Origin of the sequence: Rhizobium sp. L51/94 (assembly GCF_019355555.1) — a bacterium.
GTDB lineage: Bacteria > Pseudomonadota > Alphaproteobacteria > Rhizobiales > Rhizobiaceae > Rhizobium > Rhizobium rhododendri.
Genome location: NZ_CP072142.1, coordinates 357,098 through 381,858, shown reverse-complemented (window position 1 = coordinate 381,858; position 24,761 = coordinate 357,098). Strand labels below are relative to the sequence as shown.

Genomic DNA, 24,761 nt, shown 5'->3' with positions numbered 1-24,761 from the left:
CGGAAAATGCCGATTCATAGTCGGCTATAATTTCGAGAAGCGCTTCCACATCCACAACGTTTTGCGGGCCTTTCTCTGGTGCGGTTCAGTCTTTTGCTTTATTCGCGTCACGGCTGGAAAATGAGTGGTAAAGCTGTTCCAGATTTTCCGACAGATACTCTCCGAACGCCGCAGCATCCTTGGATTTCAGCGCCAGCGAGAATATCTTACCATCATGCTTTGCTGTGACGCTGACACTTTTGTTCGCCAGCGACCATGATTTTTCCTGAACCTTGCGCGCGACGCGCTTGCTCTGCTTGAGGTGTGACATGAGCCTTTGAAAGCGCTCGTCACTGGTCCCCTCCGCAAATTCAGGGCTGACAATGAACGTCATCGCCTTGTCCAGACTGGATGGCTTCTCCAGTAAGATCTTCAATTCGTACCAGCGATCTCGGCCGATCGACTTCGCAGTCCCGATAGCTTCCAGTATCTCCGGTGGAATGCTTGTGACCGCCAGCATTTTTGAGAGCGTCGCACGATCAAGCGACAGCGCCGTCATGATGATGTGGTTGTCATTGTCGTAGTGAAGACGCGACAGCTCACCGGCAAAGACTGCGCGTTCGATGAAAGAGAGGTTGGCACGGGCAGAGTTCTCCTGTCCCTGCGCAACGACATGCTCGCGATCTTCCATATCCTTGACGACGGCACGGACCTTACGCCCCAACGTCTTGGCCGCCCTTAGCCGCCGGTGGCCGAAAACCACCATGTAGCGACCGTCGGTCTTGGGATGCGGACGGACCAGAATGGGACTATCCTGTCCCCTGTCCCTGATGCCGTTCACCAGCTCCTCGAATTCCTTGGCATCGTCTTCGAGGCGATCCCTGATGAAGGAAGCATCTACGACATCGGGATCGAGTTCGACAATCGTTTGTCCTTCGAGCAATTTGTCTGCACGGCTGGCGAGCTCATCGATGGAATTCAAAATCGACCTTGAAGCGCCCTTGACGGTATAGTCGAGCAGCGGCCGGGTTTCATCCGAAACATGGTCGTCCATGACATGGGCAAATGGGTTCTTACGCGCCATCTGTGTTACCCTCCAATTGCACTAGACCCTTGAATAATATTGAGAAATCCTTGCTTTTGACGGCAGTCAACATCGTCACATCCGCCCCCACGCACGGTGAATCAAACCCTGGATCTCGAAATTGACGGCATCCATGCATTCGATGGCGCGGTCATAAGTCCCACGCGTGAAATTCGAGCGCTCAACTTCGTACAAGGTCTGCTTCGTAAGACCCGCATCTGAGATCGCCGTGGTCTTGACCATCGGGCTTTTCAAGATCTCCTCTGCGAGCATCGATTGCATGAATCCGAGCATCTGGACCTGCGGCACGTCTGTCGGCTCGTATCGGGTGATGAGATAACGCAGCCAGTCCATCCGCACGTCCGCACCCGCCTTCTTGATCGTCCGGGTGATATTGCCGAGCATCAGCAGGAATTGGCTCATTGACATCAGGTCGAGCATTTGCGGGTGAACGGTGATGAGAACGGATGTCGCAGCAGTCAAAGCGGTCAGAGTCAGATAGCCGAGTTGCGGTGGGCAATCGATCACCACGACATCGTACCTGTCGTCGACTTCCAGCAGGCCCTTGCCCAGACGCGTGAAGAAACGCTTCCCCTCGGTGCCGACCTGCATCGCCAACGGCGTGTCGTATTCGTATTCCTGCAGCTCAAGATTTGCCGGAATGATGTCGAGGCCCGGGAAGTTGGTCTGCAGGATCACGTCGCTGATCGGCTTGCGTTCGTCATCATAACGGATCGTGTCGTAGAGCGACGGGTTCTTGTCCAGCTCCGGCTGAAATCCGTGAAGCGCCGAGAGCGAGGCCTGCGGGTCGAGATCGATTGCAAGGACCCGGTGGCCGGTCAGGGCAAGATGCTGGGCCAGATGGGCGGCCGTCGTAGTCTTGCCTGACCCGCCCTTGAAATTGACGACGGCCACCACTTGCAGTTTGTCGCCTGCCTTGCGATGCGGCACATACTTCTTGGCTTCGGCCTTTCCGGTCTTATCCAGCAGCAGGCGAAGTTCCGACATCTGTTCCGCAGTATAGAGACGCCGACCTCCGGACGAGGTCTCGGGGACCGGGCCCTTGCCTTCCAGATGCAATCGCTTCAGATTGTTGGGGCTTACACCGAGATAATGCGCCACCTCCGCCATCGAAAACTTGCGCAGCGTCTTGCGTGCATTGGGCGGAAATTTCTCGAAGCGGAGCTGATCCAGCTTGCGCGAGATTTCTGCTCCCTGCTGCAGGATTTTATCGTCGAACTCAAACGACGGCAGCGGGGTGAAAGCATTCATGTCAAAGGACCATTCTGGCGATATTTTTCGGTGTATCGATGAATTGCCGCCATTATCTCCTTTTCTTTGATTCTGACAAGCAATTTAGAAGTCTGGCAAAGGGTAAAAGGTGCTGGGGCGCGCGCATCTCGTATCGACGGAGGCTTTTACCGGGGATGGGAGCAACCATCATGAAAACGTGAATGGTTTCTCGTCGCTTCAGGCGTAATGCTCGAGATGGTGGCCTGCTAGTCTGGCCGCCGCGCTCTGGTTGCGCTGCCTGGCGAACAGGCTCTGCGACCGGTCGGGGGATATAGACAGGAGATGGATGTGCATACGAAAAGCTTCAACGACAAGATCGTTCTCGTTACCGGCGGCTCGAAGGGTATCGGCTTGGCATGTGCCAAGCAATTTGTCGGGGAGGGGGCCCGTGTCGTCATCAGTTCTCGCTCGCAAGCCAATATCGACGAAGCGCTGAAAATGCTGCCGGGTGCAGTCGGCTTTGCCGCCGATCTCTCCGATGGTGCGGCTGCAGCGGCGTTGGTCAAACGGGTAGGACTGGATGTCGGTCCTGTCGACGTCCTCGTCAACTCGGCCGGTGCAGCCAAGCGATCGCCACCGGAGGACCTGACGCCCGCCTTCTGGCGCGCAGCCATGGATGCAAAGTTCTTCTCGACCATCAACGTTGTCGATCCCATCGTCAAGGCGATGGCTGCGCGGGGTCATGGCGTCATTATCAATATCATCGGCGCTGGCGGCAAGGTGGCGAGCCCCATCCATCTTGCGGGCGGTTCGGCGAATGCGGCGCTGATGTTGGCGACTGCTGGTCTCGGCAATGCCTATGCCGCATCCGGAGTGCGTATCGTCGGCATCAGTCCCGGTCTGACGCAAACCGGGAGAGTGGCGGAGGGAGTTGCAGCGGATGCGCGCCTTGCCGGCATCACCATCGAAGCCGCCATCGAGAACAGCGTTAAAAAGATCCCGATCGGGCGTATGGCGCTGCCGGAAGAAGTGGCCGACCTCGCGCTCTTTCTGGCCTCGGACAAGGCACGCTATATCACCGGCATCACCATTACCATGGATGGCGCCCAGTATCCTGTGGTCGTGTAGGAAGCCTACTCCTTGCTCGACGCCTGGTTATCGCTATCGCGGGCAAACACCAGACTGGCGTCGCTGACCGTGGCGACGTGCGCGTGGGCAGCGCGGCCGGCGAGCGCCGCCTCGCCGCGCAGGATGGCCATGACGATGGTCTCGTGTTCCTCAAAGGACCTCACCATGCGCCCGGAGAGCCTGAACTGCGCCCTTCGAAACGGCGCAAGTCGCGCGCGGGTCTGGGTTACGAGCTCGTAAACGTGGTCGTTGTGCGCACCGCGATAGAGGCGCGTATGAAATTCGGTATTATGCGCCGCATATTCCTCTTCCCCGCCGAGATGTACAAGCCGCGCCGATGCGCGGTGCTCGAGCTCCAGCTGGCGTCGTTCATCGACGGTCATGCGCTCGGCGGATAGCCGGGCGCAGATGCCTTCCAGTTCGGCCATGGCCTCGAACATCGATACGAGATGCTGTTGTGTCACCCTCGTGACCACGGCGCTGCGGTTTGGCTGGCGGCCAACAAGGCCAATGGCGCAAAGCTGGCCCAGCGCTTCGCGCACCGGTGTCCGCGAAACCTCGAAACGTCCCGCGAGAGACACTTCGTCAAGCTTGTCGCCGGGTTGCATGGCGCCGGTGATGATCATGTCGGCGATAGCGCGGACCATTTGCTCGACGGTGGTCCCGGCGCGCACGACTGCTTTTTTCGAGGGCGATTTCACACGTTGTCTCTACATCTAAGACGTACTGCATACAGATGCATCGAGAACAACAGGATGTCAATGTTAGCACAAGCCATTGTTATGAAACATTATTTTTTAGAGTTTGGCGATCGACCCATTCGGGAGCTCGCAGAAATCCGAAAAGCCGATAATATATTCATCAGCTCAGAAAAAGTGCATACAGTTTGTGCTTATCCCATGTCGGCATCTCATAAAGCATTGATATCATGATACTTTCAAAGTGGCATGGCAGTTGCTTCAAGACTTTCGTAACCTGTTGACCCGGCAATGCCGCGAGGAGATCACCATGACCAAACTCCTGCCAATGAACCGCCGTACATTTCTCCAGACGACCGCGGGGGCCGGCGCGGCCCTCGGCCTCTCGTCTTCCCTTTTCGCGACCGGTGCCGCGGCGCAAACCGCGCTGACTGTGGGCTTCATCTATGTCGGCCCCAAGGACGACTACGGCTACAATCAGGCGCACGCGGAAGGCGCTGCTGTCGTCAAGGCAATGCCCGGCGTCACTGTCGTCGAGGAGGAGAATGTACCGGAAACCGTCGACGTCCAGAAAACAATGGAATCGATGATCAATCTCGATGGCGCAACGCTGATCTTCCCGACCTCTTTCGGCTATTTCGACCCCCATATGCTGGCAGTTGCAGCAAAGTATCCAAACATTCAATTCCGCCACTGCGGCGGTCTCTGGCAGAAGGACAAGAACCCGATGAACACCGGGTCGTACTTCGGCTATATCGGCCAGGGGCAGTACCTGAACGGCATCACGGCAGCCTACGCGTCGAAGAGCAAGAAAATCGGATTCGTCGCTGCAAAGCCGATCCCGCAGGTGTTGCAGAACATCAATTCCTTCCTGCTCGGCGCCCGCTCGGTTGATCCAGCCATCACCTGCCAGGTCATCTTCACCGGAGAATGGTCGCTTGCCGTCAAGGAGGCCGAGGCCACCAATGCTCTGATCGACCAGGGCGCCGACGTCATCACCTGCCACGTGGACAGCCCCAAAGTCGTGGTCGAGACGGCCGCCGGGAGAGGCGCGTTTGTCTGTGGATACCACGCCAACCAGAGCCCGCTTTCGCCCGAAAAATATCTGACCGGCGCCGAGTGGGCCTGGGGGAATGTCTACACCAACTTCGTCACGGAAGCCCAGGCCGGCAAGCCGCTTGGAAACTTCGTGCGCGGCGGCCTGAAGGATGGTTTCGTCAAGATGAGCCCTCTTGGACCCGGCGTGTCGGCAGAATCCCGCACTAAGTTCGAAGCAACGCTGGCATCGATGAAGGCCGGTGGCTTCTCGGTATTCAAGGGGCCGCTGAAGGACAACAAGGGCAATGTCGTCGTGACCGCAGGGCAGTCTCTTGCCGAGGACGCCATTGAGCTCGAAAGCATGGGCTACCTTGTCGAGGGCGTCGTCGGCTCGACGGCTTGAGCGTGAAGAGGGGAGGGCAGGTCATGGCCGCCGAGATCGAAACGTCCACGATATCGTCGCCGGCAGCGCGAGCCGCGTCATTCAGGCCGGCACTGGGGTGGTTGGCGCGTCGCGCCGAGCCGGTTGCGATTTCGTTCGGAGCGGTTTTTGCGGGCCTGGCTCTCTTCTCCCTGTTCATTCTGGCGGTCGGCAAATCGCCGGCCGTCCTTTTCCAGTTGATGTATGCCGGTGGCTTCGGCAGCTGGTTTTCAATGCAGAATGCGCTCAGCCGGGGAGCACCGCTCCTGTTGACCGCGCTCTGCGTGGCGCTGCCGGCGCGGCTGGGGCTGGTCATTATTGGCGGCGAGGGCGCGGTTGTTCTTGGTGGCGTTGCGGCGGCTGCGATCGCCCTGCCGCTCACCGCAACCCTGTCGCCGGTCGTTGTCGTTCCTCTGATGGCGCTTGCCGGCATGCTGACCGGCGCCATCTGGATCGGCTTTGCCGGATTTCTGCGTCACTACAGGGGTGTCAACGAGACAATTTCCAGTCTCCTGCTTGCCTATATCGCCATTGCCTTGATGAACCACCTTATCGAGGGACCGCTCCGGGACCCCGCCAGCCTCAACAAGCCCTCGACCGCGCCTCTGCCGGCAAATTTCATGCTTGGTCATATCCCTGGCATGGACGTCAACTGGGGTCTTGCCATCGGCGTCATCGCATGCATCCTTTGCTTCGTTCTGATCGAGGCCACCAGCATCGGCTTTGCCGCCCGCATCGCCGGCGGCAATGTCCGCGCGGCGCAAGTCCAAGGATTGCCCGTGGGCCGCCTGATGGTCGGCTTTACGGCCCTGGCTGGAAGCTTTGCCGGTCTGGCCGGCATGGTGCAGGTCTCGGCGGTGCAGGGCACGGCCAATGCGTCGCTCGCCTCCGGCTATGGCTATACTGGCATCCTTGTCGCATTTCTCGCGCGCCACAATCCGCTGGCAATCATACCCGTCGCCATCCTTCTCGGCGGCATCGATGCGTCGGGCGGGTTGATCCAGCGACGCATGGGCCTGCCGGACGCGACCGTACTTGTGCTGCAAGGCACGCTCTTTCTCTTCATCCTGTTCTGCGAGACCTTTTACGGCCGCTTCAAGATCTTCAACCCCGACCTCTGGAAGAGGAGCGCCTGATGGACGACACCGCAATCGGTCTTTGGGGCGTACCGCTGGCCATTTTCGCTGGCGCGATCCGTGTCTCGACGCCATTCATCTTCGTCAGCCTCGGCGAATCGATCACCGAGCGCTCCGGCCGGATCAATCTGGGCCTCGAGGGGACGCTGGTGTTCGGCGCAATGACCGCCTACGCTGTTGCCGTCATGAGCGGTTCGCCCTGGCTCGGCGTGCTCGCGGCGATGGCGACCGGGGCAGTCTTCGGCCTCGTGCACGGCTTCATCTGCAAATTCCCCAAGATCAACGATATCGCGATCGGCATCGCGATGATGCAGTTCGGCCTGGGCCTTGCCTTCTTCCTTGGCAAGTCTTTCATCAAGCCTGCGGCACCGCACCTGCCATCGATCCCGCTCGGCGGCTGGTCGCGCCTGCCGCAGATCCAGGCGGCGCTGAACATCAACGTGCTGTTCGTCATCGGCGCGCTTTTGGCGGTGGTGCTGTGGTGGGGCTTCCGCAACACACGCCTCGGCCTGATCCAGCGGGTGGTCGGCGATAGCTCGGATGCCGCCCGCGCCATGGGTCTTAACCCCGATACCGTCCGCCTGCTGGCAACTGCCGCCGGAGGGTCGCTTGCAGCCATCGGCGGCGCCTATCTGTCGCTGTTTTATCCCGGCTCCTGGAACGAGGGCATTTCATCGGGACAGGGGCTGATGGCGGTCGCACTGGTGATCTTTGCGCGCTGGAACCCGATCGGCTGCTTTCTCGCCGCATTGCTGTTCGGCGGCGCCGGTGCGCTCGGTCCTTCGCTGCAATCTGTCGGCGTGACGCAGGGCTACTACCTGTTTTATGCGGCGCCGTATGTACTGACGCTCGTCATCCTGATCGCCACATCCTCGCCCACCCGGTCGCTCTCAGGCGCGCCCGCCTCGCTATCGATAACCAAGTAAAGGACACGCCATGAACGGTCTCGGAGGACTGAACATCTCGGAAAACGGCGTCGGCATCGGCCTGGTTCAGCTCCAGTTGCCGGTGACGGTGACGAAGGACGACCTGGCCCGCCAGACGCAGGTAATCGTCGACCTCGTCGGCAAAGCGCGGCGCAACCAGTCCGGCATGGATCTCGTCGTCTTCCCGGAATATGCGCTGCACGGACTGTCGATGGACATCAACCCGGACATCATGTGCCGGATGGACGGTCCGGAAGTGGCCGCATTCAAGCAGGCCTGTCGCGACAACCATATCTGGGGATGCTTCTCGCTCATGGAATTCAATCCCGGTGGCATGCCCTACAACTCCGGCATCATCATCGACGACCAGGGTGAACTCAAACTCTATTATCGCAAGATGCATCCGTGGGTGCCGGTCGAGCCGTGGGAACCCGGCGATCTCGGCATTCCGGTCATCGACGGCCCCAAGGGCGCAAAGCTGGCACTGATCATCTGCCATGACGGCATGTTCCCGGAAATGTCTCGCGAATGCGCCTACAAGGGCGCCGAGATCATGATCCGCACGGCCGGCTACACCGCCCCGATCCGCGAAAGCTGGCGCTTTACCAACCAGTCGAATGCCTTCTGCAACCTGATGGTGACAGTCAGTGTCTGCATGTCCGGCTCCGACGGCAGCTTCGATTCCATGGGGGAGGGGATGATCTGCAATTTCGACGGTTCGATCATCGCCCACGGAACATCCGGCCGCGTCAACGAGATCATCACCGCCGAGGTGCGGCCTGATCTCGTCCGCGAGGCACGGCGCGGCTGGGGCGTTGAAAACAACATCTACCAGTTCGGCCATCGCGGCTATGTGGCCGTTGCCAGCGGCGCCGGCGATGCGCCCTACACCTACATGCACGATCTGATGGCAGGGCAGTACAAGCTGCCTTGGGAGGATGAGATCAAGGTCAAGGATGGAACGACTTGCGGCTTTGAGAAGCCGACGAGGTCCTATCGCGAAACACGCAAGATAGCCGGCGAATAGGAGGCCTGATATGGATTTGCAGACGGAAACCAAGGGACGCTTCATCACGTCCGATCCCTATCCCTGGCCCTATAACGGCGCGCTGCGCCCCGATAATACGGCGCTTATCATCATCGACATGCAGACCGACTTCTGCGGCGCCGGCGGCTATGTCGATCATATGGGCTATGACCTCTCGCTGGTGCGAGCGCCGATCGCCCCGATCAAGGCGGTGCTGACAGCCATGCGCGCGAACGGCTATCACATCATCCATACCCGCGAAGGCCACCGGCCTGACCTTGCAGACCTGCCGGCCAATAAGCGCTGGCGTTCGCAGCGCATCGGCGCTGGCATCGGCGATGTGGGCCCCTGCGGCCGCATCCTGGTACGGGGCGAGCCCGGCTGGGATATCATCGATGAACTCTACCCCATCGCCGGCGAGACGATCATCGACAAGCCCGGCAAGGGCTCGTTCTGCGCGACCGACCTTGAGCTCATTCTTCACCAGAAGCGCATCGAGAACATCATCCTTACCGGTATTACGACGGACGTCTGCGTCCACACGACGATGCGCGAGGCGAACGACCGCGGGTTCGAATGCGTCATGCTGGAGGATTGCTGCGGCGCCACCGACTACACCAACCACCTCGCCGCCATCAAGATGATCAAGATGCAGGGCGGCGTCTTCGGCGCCGTCTCGACATCGCAGGCGATCATCGAGGGGATCGGCTGATGTCCTCCCGCCGCGCCTTCGTCGCTCGCATCGCAGCAGATGGCCCCAATGATATTGCCGGCGTCGAGGCCTTGTTCGATGCTGCCCTGCCACCTGGCGATCTCGTTGCCATTCTCGGCAAGACCGAGGGCAATGGCTGCGTCAACGATTTCACGCGCGCCTTCGCCACGACGAGCTTCGAAACGCTGTTTGCAAAGCACGGCATATCCGGCGCCTCGATCGTGATGTCCGGCGGCACCGAAGGCGCGCTGTCGCCGCACTGGACAGTTTTTGGTCGGCAGCAGGTGGCGGATGAGGGAACCGGCGCACTTGCAATCGGCGTTGCCCGCACGTCTGGATTGCCGTGGCAGCATCTCGGCCGCAGGCAACAGGTGCTGAGCGTGGCAGAGGCGGTACGCGCGGCGATTACCGATGCCGGGATCGACACGTTGGAAGACGTGCATTTCGTGCAGATCAAGTGCCCCCTTCTGACCCAGCGACGGGTCCTCGAAGTCGAGCACGCCGGCGGCACGACAGTCACCCGCGACGCATTGAAATCCATGGCCTATTCCCGTGGCGCATCGGCGCTGGGTGTGGCGGTGGCCCTCGGCGAACTGGATCCGGGCACGATTTCGGACAGTGATGTCTGCACCCGGCTCGACCTCTTCTCCGGCCGTGCCTCCACATCCGCCGGCGTCGAACTTGAGGACCACGAGATCATCGTGCTCGGCATGAGTCCCCGCTGGTCCGGCCCGCTCGCCATCGACCACGCCATCATGGGCGATGCGATCGACACAGCCGGTGTAAAGGAAGCACGCGACCGCCTCGGCGACGCCACTCTCGTGGCGGTACTCGCCAAGGCCGAAGCGGACCCTTCCGGTTCTGTCCGCGGTCGCCGGCATACCATGCTTGACGACAGCGATATCTCCTCCACCCGGCATGCCCGCGCCTTCGTCGGCGGCGTCCTTGCCGGCCTGTTCGGGGCGACGGACCTCTATGTCTCCGGCGGCGCTGAACACCAGGGGCCTCCCGGCGGCGGACCCGTTGCCGTCATCGTTGAAAGGCAGGAACTGACATGATCCAGATCCGCGACACACCACTTCCGGCTCGTGGCAAGGCCGTCGGCATCCAGACGCACGACATGACCATGCGCTTCGGCAGCTTTACCGCGCTCGACCACGTCTCCATCGACGTTCCTGCCGGCTCCTTTCACGCGCTGCTCGGCGAAAACGGCGCCGGCAAATCGACACTCGTGAAATGCATCATGGGCTTTTACCACCAGACATCCGGCTCGCTGTCCGTCGGGGACAGGGAGGTCGCCATTGGCTCGCCCAAGGATGCGGCAAGCTACGGGCTCGGCATGGTCTACCAGCACTTCACGCTGGTGCCATCGCTGACGGGGGCGGAAAATCTGGTGATCAGCCGCGCCCACGTGCCGGCCGTGATCAATTGGGCCAGGGAGAACCGGGATCTGGCAAAGTTCATGGAGACAATGCCTTTCAAGATCCCCCTCGACCGTCCGGTTCAGGAACTGGCCGCCGGCGAGAAGCAGAAGCTGGAAATCGTCAAGCAACTCTATCTCGGCCGGTCCTTCCTGGTGCTCGATGAACCGACATCGGTGCTGACACCGGCAGAAGCCGATGAGATGCTCGCCGTCGTGCGCGGCATGACGGAGCGCGGCGAACTCACCGTGCTGATGATCAGCCACAAATTTCACGAGGTAACCAAGTTTGCCGATTCCGTCACCGTCCTCAGGCGCGGCAAGATGGCAGGCGGCGGCAAGGTGGCAGATCTTACCACACAGGAAATGGCTGCGATGATGATCGGCGACGTCAAGCTGGCTGAACTCGACTCGCGATTGCCGGTCGCCAATACGGCAGACCCGGTTCTGGCCGTCAGCGGCATCCGGGCACGGGATCGCTCCGGGTTGAAGAGCATCGATATCGAAAATCTCGACGTTCGCGCCGGCGAGATTGTCGGCATCGCTGGCATCTCAGGGAACGGACAGAAGGAACTGGCCGAAGTGCTCGCCGGACAAAGACCGCTCGAGGCCGGCACGATTACAGTCAAGGGGAGGCCATACGGTGCCACGCGGAAGGAAACGCGCGCCAACAATGTCCGCTTCATTCCCGAGGAACCGCTGACGAATGCCTGCGCGCCCAGAATGACAGTGACGGAAAACCTCGCGTTCCGCACGTTCGACGTCAAGCAGAAGACCGGGCGCAAGGTCTCTTGGCTCGACAAGACATCGATGCGCCGGCGCGCTGAGGCGCTGATCGCCGATTTCAAGGTGAAAACCGCCTCTGCTTCCTCGCCGATCGCCTCGCTCTCCGGTGGAAATATCCAGCGCGCGGTGCTCGCCCGCGAACTGACGGGCGAGGTCGATCTGCTGATCGTCTCCAATCCCTGCTTTGGCCTCGACTTCTCGGCTGTCGCCGAAATCCGGGCACGGATCATGAGGGCGCGCAACGCTGGCACCGCCGTGTTGCTGCTGTCCGAGGATCTCGACGAACTCCTGGAGATGTCGGACCGCATCATGGTGATGTCAGACGGCAAGCTCGTCTACGAAACACCGATCCGCAACGCGGATGTCGGCGTCATCGGCGCGCATATGGCGGGACACCAGTGATGGCCGGGATCAAAGCACAGCCATTCGCCTTTCCACTCAAACGAGACAGGATTGCGCTCGTCGTCATCGACATGCAGCGTGATTTTGCAGAGCCCGGCGGCTTCGGCGAGAGCCTTGGCAACGATGTCGGCCGCATCACCCGCATCGTCCCCGATGTCGCAAGGCTGATCGCGGGCTTCCGCGCGGCCGGGCTGCCTGTCGTTCACACCATGGAATGTCATCGGCCTGATCTCTCCGATCTGCCGGCTGCCAAGCGCAATCGCGGTAATCCGGCACTGCGTATCGGCGACGAAGGACCGATGGGACGGGTTCTTATATCGGGCGAACCCGGCACTGCGATCCTCGAGGCGGTCGCGCCGGTGGGCGGTGAGGTGGTGATCGAAAAGCCCGGCAAAGGCGCTTTTTACGCCACGCCCCTCGGCGACATCCTGAAGAGCAGGGGCATCGAGCAGCTGGTGTTTGCCGGCGTAACGACAGAGGTTTGCGTCCAGACGACGATGCGCGAGGCAAACGATCGCGGCTACGAATGTCTTCTCTGCGAAGAAGCGACGGAAAGCTATTTCGAGGACTTCAAGCGCGCTGCCATTGCCATGATCCGCGCGCAAGGGGCGATCGTCGGCTGGACCGCGCATCTCGACGATATTCTGGAGGGACTGGCCGATGCCTGAGACGACGCGCGAAAACCTGACATCGGGCGGCTGGAAAAGCCTCGAATTCGGCCCTTTCCGGCCCGGCGTCACCCTACACTGGCTCCAGAATTTCGAAGACGACCAGCCGGGCGTCGCCCTGCTGAAATACGAACCCGGCGCCGCCGTGCCCCGCCATCGGCATATGGGGCTCGAAACCATCCTCGTGCTCGATGGCGTCCAGTCGGACGAGGCCGGAGACTATGGTCCGGGCACCGTGGTGATCAACAGGATAGGGTCCGAGCACGCCGTCTGGACAAAAACAGGGTGTGTCGTTCTCATCCAGTGGGACCGGCCGGTAATGATTTTGGAAGAGAGTAACAATGATTGACGGACAAACATTCGACATCGCCTCCCTGCACCGGGCCTACGCTGGCGGCTGGACCGTCGCCGAGATGGTCGACACGGTTTTTGCCCGCATTGCCGATGTCGACGACCCCGGCATTTTCCTGCATCTGGCGGACCGTAATGCGCTGCTGGCGCAGGCGGCAACCCTCGGGCCATTCGACCCGGTGGCAAAGCCGCTCTGGGGCATCCCCTTCGCCGTCAAGGACAACATCGATGTCGCCGGCATGCCGACCACGGCGGCCTGCCCGGATTTTGCCTTCCACCCGGATGTAGACGCAACCGTCGTTCGCCTGTTAAAGGAGGCCGGCGCACTGGTTATCGGCAAGACCAATCTCGACCAGTTCGCCACCGGCCTCGTCGGCGTCCGCACACCCTTTCCAGTGCCCCGTAATGCCATCGATCCGACACTCGTGCCGGGCGGATCGAGCTCCGGTTCGGCCGTTGTTACGTCACACGGCATCGTTAGCTTTGCACTCGGGACCGATACCGCTGGTTCCGGCCGCATCCCCGCCGGCCTCAACAACATCGTCGGCCTAAAGCCGAGTGTCGGTGCGCTTTCGACATCGGGCGTACTGCCGGCCTGCCGTACGCTCGACTGTGTTTCGATCTTCGCCCTGACGGCTGACGACGCCTTCAAGGTATTCTCGGTCGCCGCCAGATACGATGCAGCGGACGCCTATTCGCGAGCGATCCAGGTAACAGGATACGGCCCACTGCCGCCGGTGCTCACCATCGGTGTGCTTGCACCGGAAGACAGAAAATTCTTCGGCGATGCGGCAATGGAGGCATCCTATGAGGATGCGCTTTCGATGCTGTCAACGCTCGGGCACAAGCTTGTCCAAGTGCCGTTTGCAGACTTCTACAAGACGGCCGATCTTCTCTACGAGGGTGCCTGGGTGGCGGAACGCTATGCTGCCGTGAAGGATTTCTTCGATGCCCGCCCGGAGAGTTTCCACCCCGTGACTGCCAAGATCTACGGTGGCGCCAAATCGCTGTCGGCGGCGGATGCCTTCAACGGGCTCTACGCATTGCAGGCTCTGAAGAGATCGGTCGCACCGCTGATCGCATCGGTCGATCTTTTCTGTGTCCCGACAGCGCCGCGACACTACACCCGCGCTGAGCTTGAAGCCGAGCCGATCCGCGAGAACAGCCGGCTAGGAACCTACACCAACTTCGTCAATCTGCTCGACATGTGCGGCATCGCGGTGCCCACAGGCACCCGGAGCGACGGACTGCCGGCAAGCGTCACACTGCTTGCGCCTGCAGGCCGGGATGGCCTGACCGCAGCGCTGGCGGCCGATATCCATGCACGAAGCGGGGTGACCCTCGGTGCCACCGGCTGGGCGCAGCCGCCCCAACCCGAGCTCCCGCAGATTGAAGAACCTGGCCAGATCGACGTCGTGGTTGTCGGCGCGCACCTTTCCGGCATGCCGCTCAACATCCAGCTCCGCGATCTCGAAGCCCGTTTTGTCCGCACGACTACGACCGCCGCCGACTACAAGCTTTTCAGCCTTGCCAATCAGACGCCGGCCAAGCCCGGCCTCATCCGATGCGCTGAAAACACCGGCACGAAGATCGAAGTCGAGGTCTGGCGGCTTTCGGCAGCCGGCTTCGGAAAGTTCGTCGCCGCCATTCCTCCACCGCTCGGCATCGGAACCATCATGCTCAGCGACGGCAGCCAGGCGAAGGGCTTTCTGGCCGAGTCGGTGGGTCTCGAAGGCGCAGAGGATATATCCTCCTTCGGCGGATGGCGGGCTTTCGTCAACAGATCGACGACGACTTGAAAAATTGCCGTCCTTCCGGCTGCTTGCCTAATCTCCGGCAGGCTTGACGGGTGGCATCGATTTCACGTCACCGCAAAACTGGGTTTCCCAGAAGGAGGTGGCGTGAAACCTCCAGTCGAACTGCGGGGAGAAACGACGATCCGGCGTCCCGATCACCCTGTCGATGAGGCGCAGGGCATCCTGAAGCTTGGGATTGACGGCATTGGCACGCAAATGCGCCAAGACCGTTGACGCTCTTTCGACATCCGAAATGGCGTCCCGCACCAGCTGCCGATAGGTCCTGTTTTTGAAGAAGGTCTCCTCGGCAGTCCTTTGCAGGCGGGCTTCCTCCTCGAGCGTGACGAGGGCCAGATGCCGGCACTGCGCAAGTGTCGCCCTGGCATTGACGAGTGGGACACTGAGCGGCAGGTAACCGAGATCGGCCGGCGCGTGCGATTGCGCCACGTCAGCATCCTCCTCCAGCAGGCCGCTGGCATATCCCTCGTAGATTTTGCCGATGCCGACCATGCCGAATGGCGCACACTCGGCCGCCCTCAGCGCGCCGATGCTTGCGGCACCGAACATGTGAACGCCCTGAGACAGGCCATACAGGATTTCTTTATGCCATACTGCGGGGACGGCATCATAGACACCGTCGATCAGCCCGATCACCGTGGCGCCGTCTTCCACAGCCCTGTGGACATCGCCTTGGCCGGCAGGTGGCCGAAGCTCGTAAGCACCGTCCGTTCGCAGATCTGCACCGTGGACCGTGGGGCCCGCAAAAATCACCCGCATCTCGATCTCGCCTTTTGCCACTGCACTGTGCATTGCCGACGGCGTGGCGCCTGCGCTCTTTTGGCATCGAAGCACCGCTTGCAACCCATGACAGATGGCGTAGATTTACAACAGTGCCTGGACATCATTCCTTCCGCCCTATCTTCGTTCTTCCCCGATCTAAAGGATGAGCAGATGTTTCGCGACCTCAATGCCTATCAGCCGAGACGAGAGCCTCCGCCCGAAAGAAAATACAAGCAGCTCACGCCGAAGCAGGAGCGTATCCTCCTCATGGCCATTGCCTTCAATCTCGTAATGGCGCTGTTCGCGCCGTTTTGTGGCTCGACGCTTTTAGACGGCGTCGTTTCCCTCTTCCGTCTTCTCTAGCGCCAGCAGCTCTAGGCCGACCTCAAGTCGGTGTTCAATTGATACGACTGGTTTGCGCCAATTGCAGCGATTGACCCTGTTCATTCGGTAAAGTCGCCGGTCCATTCGGCATGATCATCGCGCAGTCCGATTGACGCCCACCTATCCAGGGATGCGTAAACGGCAGTCTCAGGCCATCGTGCATCACCTTCCTCCGCTTGCGTCCACGTGAGATGAACTTTTGCCATGCTTCCTCAGACAGCTGAATAAGAGCATCGTCGCAGTCATAGCGGCGGGCGATGAGCCTCACTCTCAGACCATATAGCTCAGGGGCCGGTACCGGCTCCTTGTGGAACTCCACCTCCCAGCCTTGCCAAAAAGAAGCCGTGCCGTCTTCGATTTCCTCTAGCGGTTCCCCAAGGCTCAAGCCAATTCATGGATAATACCGTCCCATCAATGGGACGCACACCGGGTCCATTGTCGCTAAACCGATGTCGACAAGTGGTAGCAAACGAATTCGAACCGATGATTCTCCTTTTTGCACGGCAGCGCTGTTTTCCTTGCTCATTGCGCAAGTGTGACAGACGGCCCTGAAAGCGACTGCCGTCACCTTAATGGCAATGCACGAGCCACCAAGGCGGCTATGTGAGTGTCGCAGCACTAACCTCTGCTTTGAGCGGCGTGACTTCCTGGTGAGACATCCTGCGACCCGCAAACGTATACACCATCGGTACGACGAAAAGCGTCAGCAACGTGCCCAGCGTCATGCCGCCGACGATGACATAGCCGATTTGGTGGCGACTTTCGGCACCGGCGCCCTGGGCGATGGCGAGCGGCACGGCACCCAGCACCATGGCACCTGTCGTCATCAGGATCGGCCGCAGGCGCATGACAGCGGCATCGATCACTGCCGAAAGCCGGTCGTGCCCTGCCTCCTGCCGCTGGTTTGCAAATTCGACGATGAGAATGCCGTGCTTGGTGATGAGGCCGACCAGCGTGACAAGTCCGATCTGCGAATAAACGTTCAACGAGCCGCCGCCGAGCGAAAGCGCGGCCAGCGCGCCGGTCATCGACAGCGGTACCGTCACCATGATGATCAGCGGATCGCGGAAGCTTTCGAACTGTGCGGCAAGCACTAGGTAGATGAAGCCGAGCGCGAGGACGAACACCACGAGCAGGCTCTGGCCGGAAGCGCGGAATTCGCGGCTTGGGCCGGATACGTCGGTCTGTACTGTGTCCGGCAGGACCTCCCTGGCTGCCGTCTCCATGAAGAAAAGCGCTTCGCCGGTGGATACGCCAGCGGCAAGGTTTGCCGACACCGTCACCGACCGCAGCTGGTTGAAACGCTTCAGCTCCTGCGGCGCGACGGTTTCCTTGACGCCCACGAGGTTCGACAATTGCACCATCTGGTCGGTCGGCGACTTCAGGAAGATCGTCGAGAGGGTCGATGGTGCAGTGCGGTCCTCCGCTGCCAGCTGGACATAGACATCGTACTGCTCACCGTCATTTTCGAAACGGGTAACCTGCCTGCCGCCGAGCAACGTCTCGAGGGTCCTGCCGATCACAGATATGTCGATACCTAGGTCGGACGCCTTTTCGCGATCGATATTAATGGTCATTTCCGGCTTGTTGAGCTTCAGGTCGCTATCGATGTTGGTGAGACCGGGAAATTCAGAGATTCGCTCCATGAAACGACGGGTCACCTGGTCGAGCTCCTCATAGGTGCCTGAACTCTGCAACACGAATTCGATCGGGCGGGCATTGTTGGAGGTGCCGAGCGAGGGGGGATTGCTGGCAAAAGCAGTGACGCCGGCGATGCGGCGCAGGGCCGGGAGCAACTCTGCCACCAGCTCTTGCTGGCGACGGTCGCGGGCATCCCAATCGCTGAGGCGGCCGATAACCTGGAAGCGGTTCACCTCGGGCATGCCGTTGATCGTCTGGACGCTGCCGACTTCAGAGATCGGCTTGAGAAGGGCTTCCACCTGCTTGGAATAGCGTTCGGTATAGGCAAGCGTCGAGCCCTCCGGCGCCGTGCCGACCACGCGGATGATGCCGCGGTCCTCAACGGGTGCCAGCTCCTGCGGCAAGCCGACATAGAGGAAGGCGCTGCAGGCGGCGACGACGACAGCCGCCAGCGCGACAAGGCGGCGCATGCCGAGCGAGGTCGCCAGCAGGCGACGATAGCCGTTCTCAAGGCCGCTCAGCCCCCGCTCGATGAACGCCGATATTCGCCCCGGTTCCTTCTCGTGTTTCAGGAGCCTGGAGCACATCATCGGCGTCAGCGTCAGGGCGACGAAGCCCGACACGATCACCGCGCTTGCAAGCGTCAGCGAGAATTCGAGAAACAGCTTGCCCGTTCTGCCGGTGGCAAAGGCCACGGGCGCATAGACGGCGGCGAGCGTCAGCGTCATGGCGATCACCGCAAAGCCGATTTCCCGCGTTCCCTTGATGGCCGCCGGTATCGGCGCCATGCCGTCCTCGATATGGCGGAAAATGTTCTCGAGCACGACGATGGCATCATCGACCACCAGACCGATGGCGAGAACGATGGCGAGCAAGGTCAGGGTGTTCACGCTGAAACCGAGCGCATACATGATCGCGAAGGTGGCGATCAGCGAAATCGGGATGGTAACGATCGGAATGATGGAGGCCCGCCACGAGCGCAGAAAGACGACGATGACGATCAGCACGAGGACGATGGCCTCGACGATTGTCGCGTAGACGGCCCCCAGCGCCCTGTCGATGAATACCGAATTGTCGTTGCCGACAGCACCCGTCATGCCTTCCGGCAGATTGGCGTTGATGTCTGGTAGGATGGCATTGATGCCGGCGGAGACATCGAGCGGATTGGCGACCGCCTGCTTGATAATGCCGACCACGATGGCGTTTTCGCCGTTGAAGCGACCGGCGCGACGCTCGTCGGCAGCGCCGAGCTCAACCCGGGCAACCTCGCTCAGGCGCACCAGCACGCCATTGCCACGCTTGACGATGATGTTTTCGAACTCGCTGACCGTGCCGATCGCCGACTTGGAAAGGACCGTAAACTCGCGGTCGTTGCTCTCCAGTCGGCCGGCGGGGATCTCGACGTTCTGAGCCCGCAGCGAATCCTCGATTTCCTGCACCGTGAGGTTCAGGGCAGCAAGCCTCTGGCGATCGATCCAGATCCGCATGGCGTATCGCCGCTCGCCGTATATCTGCACGTCGGCAACGCCGGTCACATTCTTGAAGCGGTCAACGACATTGCGATCGACATAATCGGTGAGTTCGAGGGGGCTCATCCGGTCGTTGCGAAAGACAACGAAGACCACCGGCTGGGCATCGGCCTCGACCTTGGAAATAACCGGCTCGGTGATTTCGTCCGGCAGACGCTGACGCACCCGGCTTACCCGGTCGCGCACATCGCTTGCGGCGACGTCCGGCTGGATCTCCAGGCGGAAGCGGACGGTGATGCGGCTCGATTCCGAGCGGCTGGTCGATTCCAGCACGTCGATGCCTTCAATGCCGGCGATCGATCCTTCGAGAATCTGGGTGACCTGGCTTTCAATGATGCTGGCGGAAGCACCCGGATAGGTCGTGACGACGGAAACCACGGGCTCGTCGATACTGGGATACTCGCGCACCGCCAGTCGGTCATAGGAGACGATACCGACCAGCAGCATCAGCAGGCTGAGGACGGTCGCAAACACCGGCCGGCGGATGCACAGTTCCGAAAAACCCATCAGCCTCTCCTCATATCGCCGGCTCGGCTGCCGCGCTTTCAACGATATCGACGACAGATCCGTTTCGCAGGCGATTGTGTCCGGCGGTCACCACCGTCATGTCGCCGGAGATTCCTTCGAGTTCGGCCATGCCGGCCTTGCGCGCTCCAAGGCTCACCTTGGTTTCCTGGGCCTTGCCGTCGACCACGGTCCAAACAAACCGCTCCTGGCCGCGCGCCACGATCGCAGCCTCCGGCACGGTGACAACCTGGCGCTCCTTTAGACCCTTGACGACGACGCGGGCAAAAAGGCCCGGCCGCAACACAAGATCGGCGTTCGGAAGCGTGGCCCGGATACTGATCGCCCGCCCGTTGACGTCGAGCATCGGATCGATCGCATAGATCGTGCCCGTGAATTGCCGGCCGGGGATGGCATCGACGACAACCTCGATATTCTGTCCGACGCGGACCTTCTGCAGGTTTGCCTCAGGGATTTTGAAGTCGACCTTGAGCACGTCGATCTTTTCGAGATTGACCAGCGTCGTACCGGCACCGACATAGCTGCCGGTCGAGATGCGGCGAAGGCCGACCGTTCCGGTAAAGGGTGCCAGGATATCGAGCTTGGCAAGCTGGGCGCGCTGGGAATTCAACAACGCCTCGGCCGTGCTCCGCTCGGCAAGCGCGACGTCGAGTTCGCGGCCGGTGCCGCTTCCCGTTCCGGCGAGACGTTTCGCACGATCGTAGCTGGTTGTCGCAAGGTCGAGGCGAACCCTCATTTCCTCTTCGGCTGCTCTGGCCAGTGTATCGTCAAGCCGGACGAGGACCTCGCCAGCCTTGACCGGCCTGCCTTCCTCGAATTTGATTTCGACGATGCGCCCTGCAATTTCGGGGGCAAGCTGGACGGACTCGTCGGATTGCAGCGTGCCAATCGCGTTGATGTCGCTGGTCGACAGGACCTGTTTGGCCTTCGCCACTTCCACGGCTACAGGCCCTGCCGCGCGGGCAACGGGTTTGTTTTCGGATCGTTGGATAAAAGCCAGACCGGGTGGTGCATCAATCCACCGCCAGTTTATCGCCGCCACACCGACTGCGGCGACGGCGACAACCCCCAATGCTGCTGCTGCAAACTTGTTCATGACATGCCCCACCAATCTCTGTCGCGCCAGGAGACCCCGTCCAGCCTTACGTCTCGATCGGTCGAACGGATGTTTTCCAGCCGATGCCGGTTTGGGACGGCGGATAGTCGGCAGAGACCATCGGTCCGTCATGAGACCGGCCTGCAGGGTGCGGTGGGAAAAGAGACATGTCCCTCGGTCCTAGTCCGGCATCGTCTGTCGGGAGGGTCCGACATCACAGACGCGCCGGAAGCGACTGCCAGAGGGGCCCGGACCATGGGTTGATCCTCATATGAGGCAGTGCTCACCAAGCTTCAAGGGCGTGGCATTGCGTTCTTGCACCTCTTTTTACGACCGATGGCGCGCGCGCCCTCGCATGCCGGCGCACACTCAGTCGATCAACCTTGGGGGGACACCAGCATCAGACTGCCGCGACGTCTCGGTCTCGGCGGTCCCCGTCCCCGGTGCAGGCAGCCTTGGTCAGGGCTCCTCCAGCACAATCAGGAGGTCTCCGGCCTTCACCGTACGCCCCGGAGCCGCCCGGAGTTCACGCACCCGCCCAGCCACGTGGGACGTGACGTTGATCTCCATCTTCATCGACTCGATGACAGCAACGGTATCGCCCGCCGACACATGGGAACCGGGCTCTACCAGCAGTTTCCAGATATTGCCGGGTACACTGCTGGCAACGCCGAAGCAGCCCTCGGGCACATCTCCATCCAAGCTCTCTCTGCCGCCATCGTCTGTCACGAAGCTGTCGAGACCTTCGGCTTTCCAGCGCTGCCTCTCGGTCTCGAATGCCGCCTGCTGCCGGTGCTTGAATGCTTCGATGGACTGGGCGTTCTTGCTCAGTTCGAGCGCGTAGTCGGCATAGGAGAATTCGGTCTCCTCAATGCGGATCGGGTAGCCGCCGTGAGGGAAGGCGGCTCTCGCCTCGGCCAGTTCCTCGTGGCTGACGGGGAAGAAGCGGATCTGGTCGAAGAAGTTCAGAAGCCATGGCTTGCCCGTGTCAAAGACAGGCGTCTGCCGCCAGGTATTCCAGACCTGTATCGTGCGGCCGAAGAGCTGGTAGCCGCCCGGCCCCTCCATGCCGTAGATGCACATGTAGGCGCCGCCGATGCCGACGGCATTTTCCGGCGTCCAGGTGCGCGCCGGATTGTACTTTGTGGTCACGAGGCGGTGCCTTGGATCGACCGGCGTTGCCACCGGCGCGCCGAGATAGACATCGCCCAGCCCCAGTACGAGATAGCTGGCATCGAAGACGATGTCCTTGACCGCCTGCTCGTCCGCCAGCCCATTTATCCGGCGAATGAACTCGATGTTGGAGGGGCACCAGGGCGCATCCGGCCGCACGAGCTCCTGATATTTGCGCATCGCCAGCTCGGCGTCCGGGTCATTCCACGAAAGTGGCAGATGGACGATCCGGCTTGGAACCGTGACCTGTTCGGCCGGAAGAAGCCCGGCTTCGAGATTCGCCAGCAGGCCCAGCAATCGTCGACGCGTCAGCGTCGAGCCGTCATAATGGATCTGCAGGGATCGAATGCCCGGCGTGAGATCGATCAGGCCGGGAAGGCGCGCGTCCCTGACGGCGTTCATCAACAGATGGACGCGCAGGCGAAGCGCGATGTCCAGCTCCATGGGCCCGTATTCGACAAGGAGATTGTCGTCCCCCTGCCGGCGATAGACGACCGTCACCGGCGCTTTGTCGAACGTACCGACGATGGCCGATCCCCTTTCGGTCGCGCCGGCCAGCGCGGCCGGTGCGGTCAGGGGATCGTCAGGACGCACCACCGGATGGAAACGGATGGTGTCGCCCGGCTTGAACTGGCCCATCTTCCATTGTTCGTCGCGCGCGATCACGGCGGGGCATACGAAGCCGCCGAGGCTCGGTCCATCCGGACCAAGGATGATCGGCATGTCGCCGGTAAAGTCTATGGCGCCGATAGCATAGGCGTTGTCATGCAGGTTGGAGGGATGCAACCCTGCCTGTCCGCCATCGGTCCGTGCCCATTTTGGCGTGGGGCCGAGGAGCCGGACCCCCGTTCTGGCGCTGTTGAAATGCACCTCGTAGGGCAGGGAAAAGAGCGCGTCGATATCGCCCGGCTGGAAGAAATCCGGCGCCCCGTGCGGGCCGTAGACCACCCCGACATTCCAGGCGTTCGTCAGCTCCGCCGGCGCCTCCGCACGCTTGGGCGCCTGCGTCTTTTCATGGCGGGCGAGATGCAGGACATGCCCGGTCTTCAGCGCGCCGGTCGCATTGCCACCGAACTGGCCGAGCGTGAAGGTTGCGCGCGAGCCAAGCACTGTGGGCGCCGCAAAGCCTCCGGCGACGGCCAGGTAGGCGCGCTGACCGGGGCCGCTGATGTTGCCGACGGTCAGGACGGCGCCTGCAGGAATGACGACCCGCTCACCATGCGGCAAGGGCGTGCCGTCGCAGCTCATGGCCATTTCTGCACCGGCCAGGGCTATCGACGTCTGCGTAAAAAAGCGCAATGTCGGTCCCGAGACCGTCAACTCCAGCGCGGCCGTGTCGTCATGGTTGCCGACAAGCCGGTTTGCATGCCGGAACGAGCGCTCGTCCATCGGTCCGCTCGGCGGCACCCCGACATGCCAGAGGCCAAGGCGGCCCGGCAATTCTTGAATACTGGACTGGGCGCCGGGCACCAGCACCTCGATGATATCGGGGATGAAGGCGAAGTCACGCAATGCGGTTGTCGCGACATTGCCGCTGGCCAGCAATTCGGAGGCGGCGATTTTTCGCAGATAGTCGAGATTGGTCTCGATGCCCCAAATCGCGGTTTCCGAAAGCGCGGCCTTGAGCTTTTCGATGGCCGTCTCCCTGTCATCGGCGGCAATGATGAGTTTTGCCAGCATTGGGTCGTAGAAGGGGGTGACGTCCGTTCCGGTCTCGATCCAGCTGTCAACGCGCGCATTGGCGGGGAATGCCACCTCGGTCAAAAGGCCGGCGCTCGGGCGGAAATCCGCATGCGGCATTTCGGCGTAGATCCGCACCTCGATGGCCGCCCCCTTCGGGCGCAGATCCATCGCCTTTGACAGAACATCTTCGCCGGCTGCCTGCCGGATCATCCATTCGACGAGGTCGATGCCGAAGACGGCTTCGGTCACGGGATGTTCCACCTGCAGGCGGGTGTTCACCTCGAGAAAATAGAATTCCTGGCGGCGTGGATCGTAGATGAACTCCACGGTGCCGGCGGAAGAATAGGAAATGGAAGCACCGAGGTCGACAGCGGCCTTGTGGAGGCGCGCGCGGACATCTGCGGAAATGCCGGGGGCAGGGGTCTCCTCGACGACCTTCTGGTTTCGCCGCTGCAAAGAGCAATCGCGCTCTCCGAGAGCGACGACGTTCCCCTTGCCGTCGCCGAAGATCTGCACCTCGATATGTCGAGCGTTGGCAACGAAGCGTTCGATATAGACGCGGGCATCGCCAAAGCTGGCATTGGCGGTACGACGCACCCCTTCGAAGGCTGCCTTCAGTGCGGCCTCGTCGTGGCAGAGCTGCATGCCGATACCGCCGCCACCCGCCGTGCTTTTCAGCATGACGGGATAGCCGATCTCGGCTGCCTTGGCGCATGCCTCTTGCAGGCTTTCCAGCAATCCGCTGCCGGGCAGCAGCGGGACCCCGCTTGCCTGCGCCAGCGCTCTTGCCGTGTGTTTCAGGCCAAAAGCCGACAGGTGCTCCGGCCTCGGCCCGATAAACGCGATGCCTTCTGCTGCCAAGCGCTCGGCAAAGCCGATATTCTCCGAAAGAAAGCCGTAGCCCGGGTGGACAGCCTCAGCACCGGTCTGCCTGCAGGCCGCAATGACGGCGTCGATGTTGAGGTAGCTGTCCGTGGCCACGGCCGGCCCGAGCCTGACGGCTTCGTCGGCGACACGCGCGGCCAGGGAGAACCTGTCCGCATCGGAATAAACGGCGACGGATGCTATTCCCATTTGCTTGAGTGTCCGGATGATCCGGACGGCGATTTCGCCCCTGTTGGCGATCAGGACTTTCTTGAACATGC

General features: G+C 61.2%; 19 protein-coding genes. 12 read left to right on the top strand and 7 right to left on the bottom strand.

Annotated features, from left to right (window positions below):
• Window positions 1-85: 85 nt before the first annotated feature.
• The gene (repB, locus tag J5274_RS19820) at window positions 86-1,063 is read right to left on the bottom strand and encodes a plasmid partitioning protein RepB (protein ID WP_142831346.1); all 978 of its coding nucleotides are present in this window, start codon (window positions 1,061-1,063) and stop codon (window positions 86-88) included.
• 75 nt (window positions 1,064-1,138) lie between these two features.
• Window positions 1,139-2,335 (bottom strand): plasmid partitioning protein RepA, encoded by a 1,197-nt coding sequence (gene repA / locus J5274_RS19815; protein WP_142831347.1) that lies wholly within the window; start codon window positions 2,333-2,335, stop codon window positions 1,139-1,141.
• 303 nt (window positions 2,336-2,638) lie between these two features.
• On the opposite strand from repA, the gene J5274_RS19810 reads away from it, so the two are divergent.
• The gene (locus J5274_RS19810; RefSeq protein WP_143123302.1) at window positions 2,639-3,424 is read left to right on the top strand and encodes an SDR family oxidoreductase; all 786 of its coding nucleotides are present in this window, start codon (window positions 2,639-2,641) and stop codon (window positions 3,422-3,424) included.
• Window positions 3,425-3,429: 5 nt separating this feature from the next.
• Here J5274_RS19810 and J5274_RS19805 read toward each other — a convergent pair whose 3' ends face one another.
• Window positions 3,430-4,071, bottom strand: a complete 642-nt coding sequence (locus tag J5274_RS19805; protein WP_142831444.1) for a GntR family transcriptional regulator — start codon at window positions 4,069-4,071, stop codon at window positions 3,430-3,432.
• 361 nt (window positions 4,072-4,432) lie between these two features.
• Here J5274_RS19805 and J5274_RS19800 point away from each other — a divergent pair, with 361 nt between their 5' ends.
• From J5274_RS19800 to atzF, 10 genes are read left to right on the top strand one after another with little or no spacing between them, the layout of a single operon-like run.
• The gene (locus J5274_RS19800) at window positions 4,433-5,563 is read left to right on the top strand and encodes a BMP family ABC transporter substrate-binding protein (protein ID WP_219275540.1); all 1,131 of its coding nucleotides are present in this window, start codon (window positions 4,433-4,435) and stop codon (window positions 5,561-5,563) included.
• A gap of 23 nt (window positions 5,564-5,586) precedes the next feature.
• The gene (locus J5274_RS19795) at window positions 5,587-6,717 is read left to right on the top strand and encodes an ABC transporter permease (protein ID WP_143123300.1); all 1,131 of its coding nucleotides are present in this window, start codon (window positions 5,587-5,589) and stop codon (window positions 6,715-6,717) included.
• A complete protein-coding gene (locus tag J5274_RS19790; protein WP_219275539.1) occupies window positions 6,717-7,643 on the top strand; it encodes an ABC transporter permease in 927 nt (308 codons plus the stop codon). The genes J5274_RS19795 and J5274_RS19790 overlap by 1 nt, the downstream gene beginning before the upstream one ends.
• A gap of 10 nt (window positions 7,644-7,653) precedes the next feature.
• Complete coding sequence (locus J5274_RS19785; RefSeq protein WP_142831352.1) at window positions 7,654-8,670, top strand: formamidase; 1,017 nt, start codon at window positions 7,654-7,656, stop codon at window positions 8,668-8,670.
• 10 nt (window positions 8,671-8,680) lie between these two features.
• A complete protein-coding gene (locus tag J5274_RS19780; protein WP_219275538.1) occupies window positions 8,681-9,382 on the top strand; it encodes a cysteine hydrolase family protein in 702 nt (233 codons plus the stop codon).
• Window positions 9,382-10,440 carry a ring-opening amidohydrolase gene (locus J5274_RS19775; protein WP_219275537.1) on the top strand — a complete coding sequence of 353 codons (1,059 nt, stop codon included), beginning with the start codon at window positions 9,382-9,384 and terminating at the stop codon, window positions 10,438-10,440. The genes J5274_RS19780 and J5274_RS19775 overlap by 1 nt, the downstream gene beginning before the upstream one ends.
• Window positions 10,437-11,990: an ABC transporter ATP-binding protein gene (locus J5274_RS19770; RefSeq protein ID WP_142831355.1), complete on the top strand. Its 1,554-nt coding sequence runs from the start codon at window positions 10,437-10,439 to the stop codon at window positions 11,988-11,990. The genes J5274_RS19775 and J5274_RS19770 overlap by 4 nt, the downstream gene beginning before the upstream one ends.
• Window positions 11,990-12,658 carry a cysteine hydrolase family protein gene (locus J5274_RS19765; protein ID WP_142831356.1) on the top strand — a complete coding sequence of 223 codons (669 nt, stop codon included), beginning with the start codon at window positions 11,990-11,992 and terminating at the stop codon, window positions 12,656-12,658. The genes J5274_RS19770 and J5274_RS19765 overlap by 1 nt, the downstream gene beginning before the upstream one ends.
• Window positions 12,651-13,007: a cupin domain-containing protein gene (locus J5274_RS19760; protein WP_219275536.1), complete on the top strand. Its 357-nt coding sequence runs from the start codon at window positions 12,651-12,653 to the stop codon at window positions 13,005-13,007. The genes J5274_RS19765 and J5274_RS19760 overlap by 8 nt, the downstream gene beginning before the upstream one ends.
• A complete protein-coding gene (gene atzF, locus J5274_RS19755; RefSeq protein WP_142831358.1) occupies window positions 13,000-14,808 on the top strand; it encodes an allophanate hydrolase in 1,809 nt (602 codons plus the stop codon). Before J5274_RS19760 ends, atzF begins: the two co-directional genes overlap by 8 nt.
• A 27-nt stretch (window positions 14,809-14,835) precedes the next feature.
• On the opposite strand, the gene J5274_RS19750 is transcribed toward atzF, so the two are convergent.
• Window positions 14,836-15,615 carry a TfuA-like protein gene (locus tag J5274_RS19750; protein ID WP_224128731.1) on the bottom strand — a complete coding sequence of 260 codons (780 nt, stop codon included), beginning with the start codon at window positions 15,613-15,615 and terminating at the stop codon, window positions 14,836-14,838.
• A 45-nt stretch (window positions 15,616-15,660) separates the two neighbouring features.
• Here J5274_RS19750 and J5274_RS19745 point away from each other — a divergent pair, with 45 nt between their 5' ends.
• Window positions 15,661-15,948 carry a hypothetical protein gene (locus J5274_RS19745; protein ID WP_142831359.1) on the top strand — a complete coding sequence of 96 codons (288 nt, stop codon included), beginning with the start codon at window positions 15,661-15,663 and terminating at the stop codon, window positions 15,946-15,948.
• A gap of 620 nt (window positions 15,949-16,568) precedes the next feature.
• Here J5274_RS19745 and J5274_RS19740 read toward each other — a convergent pair.
• The 3 genes from J5274_RS19740 to uca form a co-directional block, all read right to left on the bottom strand.
• Window positions 16,569-19,646, bottom strand: coding sequence for an efflux RND transporter permease subunit (locus J5274_RS19740; RefSeq protein WP_142831360.1), 3,078 nt, complete (start codon window positions 19,644-19,646; stop codon window positions 16,569-16,571).
• 10 nt (window positions 19,647-19,656) lie between these two features.
• Window positions 19,657-20,760 (bottom strand): efflux RND transporter periplasmic adaptor subunit, encoded by a 1,104-nt coding sequence (locus J5274_RS19735; RefSeq protein ID WP_209188009.1) that lies wholly within the window; start codon window positions 20,758-20,760, stop codon window positions 19,657-19,659.
• A gap of 459 nt (window positions 20,761-21,219) precedes the next feature.
• Entirely contained in the window at window positions 21,220-24,759 is a 3,540-nt protein-coding gene (gene uca, locus J5274_RS19730) for an urea carboxylase (RefSeq protein ID WP_219275535.1), read from the bottom strand.
• Between the last annotated feature and the right edge of the window lie 2 nt (window positions 24,760-24,761).

Bases quoted from the DNA above. Each gene is read 5' to 3' on its own strand.
- repB (WP_142831346.1), bottom strand. From the start codon at position 1,063: ATGGCGCGTAAGAACCCATTTGCCCATGTCATGGACGACCATGTTTCG.
- repA (WP_142831347.1), bottom strand. From the start codon at position 2,335: ATGAATGCTTTCACCCCGCTGCCGTCGTTTGAGTTCGACGATAAAATC.
- J5274_RS19810 (WP_143123302.1), top strand. From the start codon at position 2,639: ATGGATGTGCATACGAAAAGCTTCAACGACAAGATCGTTCTCGTTACC.
- J5274_RS19805 (WP_142831444.1), bottom strand. From the start codon at position 4,071: ATGGTCCGCGCTATCGCCGACATGATCATCACCGGCGCCATGCAACCC.
- J5274_RS19800 (WP_219275540.1), top strand. From the start codon at position 4,433: ATGACCAAACTCCTGCCAATGAACCGCCGTACATTTCTCCAGACGACC.
- J5274_RS19795 (WP_143123300.1), top strand. From the start codon at position 5,587: ATGGCCGCCGAGATCGAAACGTCCACGATATCGTCGCCGGCAGCGCGA.
- J5274_RS19790 (WP_219275539.1), top strand. From the start codon at position 6,717: ATGGACGACACCGCAATCGGTCTTTGGGGCGTACCGCTGGCCATTTTC.
- J5274_RS19785 (WP_142831352.1), top strand. From the start codon at position 7,654: ATGAACGGTCTCGGAGGACTGAACATCTCGGAAAACGGCGTCGGCATC.
- J5274_RS19780 (WP_219275538.1), top strand. From the start codon at position 8,681: ATGGATTTGCAGACGGAAACCAAGGGACGCTTCATCACGTCCGATCCC.
- J5274_RS19775 (WP_219275537.1), top strand. From the start codon at position 9,382: ATGTCCTCCCGCCGCGCCTTCGTCGCTCGCATCGCAGCAGATGGCCCC.
- J5274_RS19770 (WP_142831355.1), top strand. From the start codon at position 10,437: ATGATCCAGATCCGCGACACACCACTTCCGGCTCGTGGCAAGGCCGTC.
- J5274_RS19765 (WP_142831356.1), top strand. From the start codon at position 11,990: ATGGCCGGGATCAAAGCACAGCCATTCGCCTTTCCACTCAAACGAGAC.
- J5274_RS19760 (WP_219275536.1), top strand. From the start codon at position 12,651: ATGCCTGAGACGACGCGCGAAAACCTGACATCGGGCGGCTGGAAAAGC.
- atzF (WP_142831358.1), top strand. From the start codon at position 13,000: ATGATTGACGGACAAACATTCGACATCGCCTCCCTGCACCGGGCCTAC.
- J5274_RS19750 (WP_224128731.1), bottom strand. From the start codon at position 15,615: ATGCACAGTGCAGTGGCAAAAGGCGAGATCGAGATGCGGGTGATTTTT.
- J5274_RS19740 (WP_142831360.1), bottom strand. From the start codon at position 19,646: ATGGGTTTTTCGGAACTGTGCATCCGCCGGCCGGTGTTTGCGACCGTC.
- J5274_RS19735 (WP_209188009.1), bottom strand. From the start codon at position 20,760: ATGAACAAGTTTGCAGCAGCAGCATTGGGGGTTGTCGCCGTCGCCGCA.
- uca (WP_219275535.1), bottom strand. From the start codon at position 24,759: ATGTTCAAGAAAGTCCTGATCGCCAACAGGGGCGAAATCGCCGTCCGG.